The sequence below is a fragment of the Pseudomonas sp. AU12215 genome, assembly GCF_001675465.2.
GTDB classification, from domain to species: Bacteria; Pseudomonadota; Gammaproteobacteria; order Pseudomonadales; family Pseudomonadaceae; genus Pseudomonas; species Pseudomonas nitroreducens.
Map to the genome: position 1 here is coordinate 75162 of NZ_MACM02000122.1, position 8154 is coordinate 83315.

Below are 8154 nucleotides of genomic sequence, written 5' to 3' on the forward strand. Positions count from 1 at the left end.
GATCACCTGCTCAAACACTGCGCAAAGCGCGGGGCAACAGCCAGCGCCACCAGGCGCCGCGCCGCTCGCGCTGACTTTCTCCGGCCTCGAGAATCTTCAGCCGCACCTGATCACCGCGGACCCGCTGCACGCAGATTTCGGTGCCGTCCTCCAGACGGAGGCAGTCGCCGATCTCGAGCATCAGGACTTGTTCGCCTTGCTGCATAGCTGAATTCGCCATCTGTTTCGGAAATTTCCGCAAACTCTAACGCATAGTCCGACTGACATCCCCTCAAAGCGTCTTATGGCGGCTGGCTCCGCCACTCTGCAACCCAGTTGGCACTTTTGCAGCGAAGCACGCTGCGGAAGATATCGCGTCAAACATCGATTCTTACGATCATTAAAGTCAAAAACCTATACTGGATTTCGATCTGTTAGCACGTAAACATAGAGGCATTCAAGTAGCGAGGTTCGCCATGCTCCCCGCCCTCTTCATCTCCCACGGCTCCCCCATGCTGGCTCTGGATCCCGGCGCCAGCGACGCCCCCCTGAAACGTCTGGCCCGCGAATTGCCGCGCCCCAAGGCCATCCTGGTGGTTTCCGCCCATTGGGAAACGCCCGACCTGCGCATCACCGCGTCACTCATGCCGGACACCTGGCACGACTTCTACGGCTTTCCGCCCGAGCTCTACGCCGTGCAGTACCCGGCCGCCGGCTCGCCGGAGCTGGCGCAGCGGGTCGCTGAGCTGCTGGCCGAGGCCGGCCTGCCTGCCACCCTCGACCCCGAACGCCCGCTGGACCACGGCGCCTGGGTGCCGCTGAGCCTGATGTACCCGGAAGCCGATATCCCCGTCGTGCAGTTGTCCCTGCCCAGCCGCCTCGGCGCCCCCATGCAGCACCGGGTCGGCGCTGCCCTGCGCAAACTGCGCGATGAAGGCATCCTGCTGATCGGCTCAGGCAGCATCACCCACAACCTGGGCGAACTGGACTGGCACGCAGGCCCCGAGGTGATCACCCCCTGGGCCAAGGCGTTCCGCGACTGGATGGTGGCGCGGCTGGAAGCCGACGACGAAGCCGCCTTGTTCGACTATCGCCGGCAGGCTCCCTACGCGGTACGCAACCACCCACGCGACGAGCACCTGCTGCCGCTGTACTTCGCCCGCGGCGCCGGCGGTTCGGCGATGACGGTGGAGCACGCCGGCTTCACGCTTGGCGCGCTGGGGATGGATATCTACCGCTTCGACTGACTGCTCTTTTGCAGGAGCGAGCTCGCTCGTGAACTTCTCGCTACAGCGTCGGAGTTGGGCGGTTCGCGAGCAAGCTCGCTCCTAAAGGGCATGCACCGGCCGATGCCGGAAACGAAAAAGCCCCGCCAAGGCGGGGCTTTTTCATACGCGGGAGACTGACGAATCAGTCTTCGCGATAACGACGCAGGCGCAGGGCCTTGCCGGCGACGCGGGTGTCCTTGAGCTTGGTCAGCAGACGCTCGAGGTTCTCTTCCGGCAGCTCGATCAGGCTGAAGGTCTCGCGGATCTGGATGCGGCCGATGGCCTCGCGGGACAGGCCACCCTCGTTGAGGATGGCGCCCAGCAGGTTCTTCGCCTGCACGCCATCACGGGCGCCCAGGGCAGTACGGCAGCGGGCCTTGCCTTCCGACGGCGGAGCCATGGTGCGACGCTCGCCACTGCGCTCCGGACGGTCGCCGCGCTCGGGGCGATCGCCACGTTCGCTGCGCTCGTAACGGTCACCGCTGCGCTCGCGCGGAGCGGCCGGGGTCAGCGGCTGTTCGCGGCGGACCGCTTCCAGGTCCAACGCCTTGCCTTCGGTGAGCTTGGCCAGCAGCACGGCGGCCAGGGTGTCCATGTCGGTACCCAGGCGACGGCACAGCTCGTCGCGCACGGCGCCACGGTTGGCCACAGCGTTGGCCAGCAGCGGTTGCAGGCCGGTGGCCAGGCGATTCAGGCGGGCTTCCAGCACGGTCTCGGCGTCCGGCAGGCGAACTTCGCCGACCTTCTGCCCGGTCACACGCTCGATCACCTGCAGCATGCGGCGTTCGCGCGGGGTCACCAGCAGCAGGGCGCGGCCTTCGCGGCCGGCACGGCCGGTACGGCCGATACGGTGCACGTAGGATTCCGGATCGTAGGGCATGTCCACGTTGAGTACGTGGGTGATGCGTGCCACGTCCAGGCCGCGAGCAGCAACGTCGGTGGCGATGACGATGTCCAGCGAGCCATCCTTGAGGGACTCGATCACGCGCTCACGCTGCGCCTGCGGCATATCGCCGTTCAGCGCGGCGGCACGGTAGCCCTGGCGCTCGAGCAGCTCGGCGATATCCAGGGTGGCCTGCTTGGTGCGGACGAAGCCGATCAGGGCGTCGAACTGTTCGACTTCCAGCAGGCGCAGGATCGACGCCGGCTTCTGGTCGGCGTGGACCATCAGGTGCACCTGCTCGATGCGGGCGACGGTCTGGGTCTTGGCGGCGATGCGGACGTGCTTGGGTTCTTTCAGGTGGCGTTCGGCGATGCTGCGGATCGAAGCCGGCAGGGTCGCGGAGAACAGCACGCTCTGACGGCTGGACGGCATGGCTTCGAAGATCACTTCGAGGTCATCCATGAAGCCGAGCTTGAGCATTTCGTCCGCTTCGTCGAGGACCAGGCTCTTGACGGTGGACAGCAGATTTTCGTCGCGGCGCAGGTGGTCGCACAGGCGGCCCGGGGTGGCGACCACGACCTGGGCGCCCTGGCGCAGGGCCTTGAGCTGCGGGCCCATAGGGGCACCACCGTAGACGGCAATGACGCCGACGCCCGGCATCTGCTTGGAGTAGGTCTCGAAAGCGGTGGCAACCTGCAGGGCCAGTTCGCGGGTCGGAACCAGCACCAGCACCTGCGGGACACGGCGGCTGGGTTCGATCTGCGAAAGCAACGGCAGCGCGAACGCGGCAGTCTTGCCGGTACCGGTCTGGGCCTGGCCGATCATGTCGTGGCCTTCGAGGATCACCGGGATCGACTGGGCCTGGATCGGCGACGGTTCTTCATAACCGACAGCGGCAATGGCAGCGAGAACATTGGGGTGAAGACCGAGCGCGGCGAAGCCGGCGGTTTCCTGGGTCATGGGTTTTGCCTCTAAGTACATCCGCAAAGACCCAATAGCCGAGCTGCGCATGCCCTGTACGACGATGAAGTCACCCAGGCAGCTGGAAGCGGGGATTTGCGAAATGAAGATTGGAAGAATGCGTCAAGGAAGTCCGCACAGCGGACGCACAGCCCGAGCGTGAAAGCTGCGGAAAAATGCGGGATCCGAAACGAGGCCAGCGTTTGGCCGGCGCGTATCATACCGGAAAATCCTGACCGATGTGTTTCTTTTCGGAACAGGGCCGGCGAACGGTCGTCCCATAGACAACCCCGCCCCTGCCAGCTATACCGTGCAAGCCACCCGACCGGAGCCCGCCCATGACCGCCAGCAGCGAACCGCGCATCACTGTCGAACGCCATGACCACGTCCTGTTGCTGGGCCTGAACCGGGTCGGGAAGCGCAACGCCTTCGACCTGGAAATGCTCACCCAACTGGTGCTGGCCTTTGGCGAGTACGAGCGCGACGACGAGCTGCGCTGCGCACTGGTTTTCGCCCACGGCGACCATTTCACCGCCGGTCTGGACCTGGCCAGCATCGGCGAGACCTTCCGCACCGGCTGGAGCATGCCCGAAGGCTCCGCCGACCCCTGGGGCACCTTCGGTGGGCGGCGCCTGACCAAGCCTTTGCTGGTCGCGGCGCAGGGCTATTGCTTCACCCTGGGCATCGAATTGATGCTCGCCGCCGACATCAATCTCTGCGCCAGCAACGCGCGCTTCGCCCAACTCGAAGTACAGCGCGGCATTTTTCCCTTCGGCGGGGCCACTTTGCGCATGCACCAGGTGGCCGGCTGGGGCAATGCGATGCGCTGGCTGCTGACCGGCGACCCCTTCGATGCGCACGAGGCCTATCGCATAGGCCTCGTGCAGGAGGTCACCGCGCCGGAAGAGCTGCTGCCCCGCGCCCTCTGGCTGGCCCAGCGCGTTGCCGCCCAGGCACCGCTGGGCATCCGCGCAACCCTGGCCTCGGCTCGGAGAAGCCTCGACGAGGGCGAGGAGGCAGCTGCAAGACTGCTGCCGGCCATGGCCAGCGAACTGCTCTCCACCGAGGACGCGAAAGAGGGTTTGAATGCCATGCTGGAGCGCCGCGAGGGTCGATTTCTGGGCAAATGAACGCTCGCGGAAAAAGCAAAACGGAACCATCGTGCGAAAAGCGCTATATCCAAGGTATTAAAAAACCCTGACGGGCGGTCATAATCCTTTAGTTTTCACTTTAAAATCAGATAGTTAAAATTCACAAAACGACTATATACAAGTTCCAATTTCGCGCCTGAAAACAAACCTCTAGAACTGATTCCAGAGCAGCTCAGCGACGCGCCGGATACCGACCGGGAAGCCCGCTGACTGACGTTCTCATGGAGGAACTTCTCATGTCAGGCCCGATCCGTGTTTTCGCGCTTTCCCTTCTCGTCGTTGCCCTCTCCCTGCAAGGTTGCAGCAGCAAGGGCGGCAGCAGCCACCACTCTTCCGGCAGCAGTTCCGAACAACCCGCCGACAGCGGTTCCGGCGGCGATGGCTCCGGTGGCTCTGGCGGCACAGGCGGTACCGACGGCACTGGTGGCACTGGTGGCACCGACGGCACCGGAGGAACTGGCGGTACCGGTGGGACCGGTGGGACCGGTGGGACCGGAGGAACTGGCGGTGGCGGCACGGATGGCGGCGGGACCGATGGCGGCGGCACCACCACACCGCCGGCCAGCACCACCGGCAATATCCTGACTAACACTGGCCAGGCGGTCTCCAATGTCGGCGACACCGTCAGCACCGTGGGCGCCGTGGTGAAAACGGTTGACCTGCCGGTGCTGGGCAATGGCGTCACGCAGAATGCCGGCAGCCTGGTCCAGCAAGTCGGCGCAGGCGTGGACAGTGTCGGCACCGGCGTGACCAACGGCCTCGGCCAATTGGGCAACAACCCCAACGCAGTAGGCACTACCGTGGCTGGCGTAACCGGCCTGGTGAGCCATACCGGCGGCGCCGTGAGCAGCCTGGGTGACACCGTGGCGGCCATCGGTGATGCACCGGTGCTGGCAAACACCCCGCTCAACGGCCTGACCGGCCAGGTGGGCAGCCTGGTGGATGGTGTCGGCGGCAAGATCACCATGCTCGGCGACTCGCTCAGCGGCGCGGTCACCACCGGCCCGCTGAGCCAGTTGACCACCCAGCTCAGCGGTACCACCGCCGGCCTGGTCGGCAAAGTCGAAGGAACTACCCGCGGCGTCGGCGCCGCCACCGGACTGGGAACGCCGGTGAACAACCTGTTGACCACCGTCGGCGGTGTTGTGACCCAGACAGGCAACCAGGTCGCCAGCCAGAATCCGGCGCTGGCACCGGTCGGCGGAATCGTCAGCAATGCGGGTCAGGCAGTCAGTGCCGCCGGCGGCCTGGTCAACGGTAGCAACCCGGGCGGTGGTCTGCTCGGGGGTGTCACCGGCTCCCTGGGTGGAGCTACCGGTGGCAGCAATCCGGTGGGCGGCCTGGTCAGCGGCGTGACCGGTGCAGTCGGCGGCATCACCGGCTCCCTCGGCGGCGCTACCGGTGGCAGTAATCCGGTGGGTGGCCTGGTCGGCGGTGTGACTGGCGCGGTCGGCGGCATCACCGGCTCCCTCGGTGGCGCCTCTGGCGGCAGCAATCCGGTCGGGGGCCTGGTCAACGGCGTGGCCGGAACCGTCGGTGGCCTGACCAGCGGCCTCACCGGTGGTGGCGGCCTGGTCGCCGGCGCTGGCGTGGGCATCGGCAGCAATGCCCAGGGTTCAGGCGTGACAGTCGGCGCTGGCGCCGGTACGACTGGCGGCACCAGCGGCCAGGGAGGCCTGCTGGGCAATACGCTGGGCGCCGTGGGTGGCGCGCTGGGTGGTGTGACCGGCGGACTGGGCGGTGGATTGGCGATCGGTACGCCCAAGCAATAATCCGATTTACGCCCATACTGTAGTAACCAGGAGCCGCCCACGGCTCCTGGTCTTTTAATAAGAAGATCGGTCTCATGGAGGAGCCAGATGCGCAGACTCGCTGTCCTTCCCCTGTTGTTGGCTGCACCCTTCGCCTGGGCCGAGCGCCCGATACAGCTTCCCGGCTCCGATATCGAACAGACCCTTCCCCGCCCCAACCTCCCTGGCGGCGATATTCGCCCCAAGGCCCCCAAGGTCACAGCTCCGGAACCGTCGGCAACCCAGCCCGGACAGGTGCTCCAGCAGCGCATCCGCATCAAGCGCATCGAACTGGCCGGCGGCAAGCACTACCCCGTCGAGACCTGGAAGCCGCTGCTGGAACCACTGACCAAGCGCACCATCCAGGTCAGCGAGCTGGTGGCGGCGGCCAAGGCCATCACCCAGCGCTACCAGGATGACGGCTACTTCATCTCGTTCGCCTACGTGCCCAACCAGGACTTTGCCAGCGGCGTCGCGCGGATCGTACTGGTCGAGGGCCACATCAGCCAGGTTCGCGCTGCGGGCGACCTGGGCGTGCACCAGATGCGCGTGGACCGCTGGATCGAGAAGCTGAAAGCGGAAAAACCCCTGACCCGCGAAAGCTTCGAACGCTTCAGCGTGCTGATGAGCCGGGTGCCCGGCATGCAGATGGCCATGGCGCTCAACCCGCCCACCACCAGCGACGGTGGCGCCGTGTTGGAGCTGGCGGGCAAGCTGAAGCGCTTCGACACCGGCATGAACCTAGACTCGCGCCGTGGCGAGCAGCGCGGGCTGTTCAACGCCGAGGTGATGTCGATGCTCGGCTGGGGCGAGCAACTGCAGTTCAGCTACCTCTACCCGCCGGGAGACGACCACGAGTACTACCGCGCCTGGAACTACAGCCAGCTCCTGGGTGACAACGGCCTGCAACTGCTCGCCGGCTACAGCAAGTACAACTCGCGCCCCGGCGAGAACCTGCGCCTGGCCAGCGGCCTGGAGTTCGAGCGCAAGCGGCAGAACGAGCGGGTCAGCGCCGGACTGGGGATTCCGCTGGTGCTGCGCCGCGACCTGACCTGGGACCTCAACCTGCGCGGCTATACGGTGAACGACACCAGCCGTTACGACCTGGTCTACCCGGCCATCCCCTTCCGTATCGAGCAGAAGAGCAAGCTTCGCGTGGTGGGGATCGAAACCGTGGTCCAGCAATTCGCCGAGAAGCGCGTGCGGGCCGGCAGCGTGGCGGTTTACCAGGGCCTCAACGGCATGGGCGCGGAGACGCCGGATCCGATCAAGAAGAATTTCACCCGCCTGCTCGGCTACGGCGCCCAGCAGGACCAGTTCGGCTCCAACTGGCAGGGCGTGGTGACCGCCGCCTTCCAATGGAGCGACGACGTGCTGCCGGATTCCGAGCAGGTCACCTACGGCGGCGGAAACTTCGGCCGCGGCTACCCCGACGATCAGGCCACCGGCGACAAGGGCTGGGGCGCCGCCTATGAGGTGAACTATTCCTTCCTGCGGCAGAGTGTGGTGCTCAACCAGATCCAGCCCTACTTCGTCGTCGACACTGCGCGCACCCGCTATAACCAGGACGGTCTGAACGAAGGCAAGCTCGGCTCCGCGGCGCTGGGCGTGCGCTTCTCCGACCGCAAGCACTACCTGGTGTCGATGGAAGTGGCCAAGCCCTTCGGCGATCGGGCCCTGGACAACAACGAGCGCAGCCCGCGGCTGAACTTCGCCTTCAGCTATCAGATTCCCTGATGGCTATCCATGCAGAGAGTCACTGCGCCGGGCGCAGTGACTCGATGTAGGGGCGCAGCGAATAGCCCAGCTTCGGTTCAAGCTGGCCGACACGCTTCTTCAGGCCGCGCAGGTTCAGCTCCTGATCCAGTTCGGCGGGGACGAAGACGATCACGTTGCCTTCGGGCACCGGGCATTCCCAGTAATGCCGATTGAAGCGACCGCGTAGCAGCGCGGCACCCAGGGGTCGGCCGTCGTCGGTGCTCCACTGGTTGATCACCAGCCAGCCCCCCGGCCGCAGGCGTTCGCGACAGGCGCCGAGAAAGTCCCAGCCGATGTGCGCCGGCGCAGGTCCGGTATCGGTATAGAGATCGAGGAAGATCAGGTCGGCCGGCTCGCRCMGACGA

General features: G+C 65.7%; 6 protein-coding genes and 1 pseudogene. 4 read left to right on the forward strand and 3 right to left on the reverse strand.

What is annotated here, in order from left to right; genetic code table 11:
• Positions 1-10: 10 nt before the first annotated feature.
• Positions 11-205: a hypothetical protein gene (locus A9513_RS16305; protein WP_024766952.1), complete on the reverse strand. Its 195-nt coding sequence runs from the start codon at positions 203-205 to the stop codon at positions 11-13.
• Between the two features lie 250 nt (positions 206-455).
• On the opposite strand from A9513_RS16305, the gene A9513_RS16310 reads away from it, so the two are divergent.
• A complete protein-coding gene (locus tag A9513_RS16310; protein ID WP_065085079.1) occupies positions 456-1226 on the forward strand; it encodes a class III extradiol ring-cleavage dioxygenase in 771 nt (256 codons plus the stop codon).
• A 163-nt stretch (positions 1227-1389) separates the two neighbouring features.
• On the opposite strand, the pseudogene A9513_RS16315 reads toward A9513_RS16310, so the two are convergent.
• Positions 1390-3125: pseudogene (locus tag A9513_RS16315) on the reverse strand (DEAD/DEAH box helicase).
• 303 nt (positions 3126-3428) lie between these two features.
• Between A9513_RS16315 and A9513_RS16320 the strand changes: the two are divergent.
• From A9513_RS16320 to A9513_RS16330, 3 genes are all read left to right on the forward strand, one after another.
• Positions 3429-4220, forward strand: a complete 792-nt coding sequence (locus A9513_RS16320; protein ID WP_024766949.1) for a crotonase/enoyl-CoA hydratase family protein — start codon at positions 3429-3431, stop codon at positions 4218-4220.
• A gap of 257 nt (positions 4221-4477) precedes the next feature.
• The gene (locus A9513_RS16325; RefSeq protein WP_065085081.1) at positions 4478-6013 is read left to right on the forward strand and encodes a collagen-like triple helix repeat-containing protein; all 1536 of its coding nucleotides are present in this window, start codon (positions 4478-4480) and stop codon (positions 6011-6013) included.
• Positions 6014-6100: 87 nt separating this feature from the next.
• A complete protein-coding gene (locus A9513_RS16330) occupies positions 6101-7768 on the forward strand; it encodes a ShlB/FhaC/HecB family hemolysin secretion/activation protein (protein WP_065085082.1) in 1668 nt (555 codons plus the stop codon).
• 19 nt (positions 7769-7787) lie between these two features.
• Here the strand turns inward: A9513_RS16330 and A9513_RS16335 are convergent.
• Positions 7788-8154, reverse strand: a 367-nt coding sequence (locus tag A9513_RS16335; RefSeq protein WP_369690183.1) for a spermidine synthase, incomplete at its 5' end; no start/stop codon positions are given.

Bases quoted from the DNA above. Each gene is read 5' to 3' on its own strand.
- A9513_RS16310 (WP_065085079.1), top strand. From the start codon at position 456: ATGCTCCCCGCCCTCTTCATCTCCCACGGCTCCCCCATGCTGGCTCTG.
- A9513_RS16330 (WP_065085082.1), top strand. From the start codon at position 6,101: ATGCGCAGACTCGCTGTCCTTCCCCTGTTGTTGGCTGCACCCTTCGCC.
- A9513_RS16320 (WP_024766949.1), top strand. From the start codon at position 3,429: ATGACCGCCAGCAGCGAACCGCGCATCACTGTCGAACGCCATGACCAC.
- A9513_RS16305 (WP_024766952.1), bottom strand. From the start codon at position 205: ATGCAGCAAGGCGAACAAGTCCTGATGCTCGAGATCGGCGACTGCCTC.
- A9513_RS16325 (WP_065085081.1), top strand. From the start codon at position 4,478: ATGTCAGGCCCGATCCGTGTTTTCGCGCTTTCCCTTCTCGTCGTTGCC.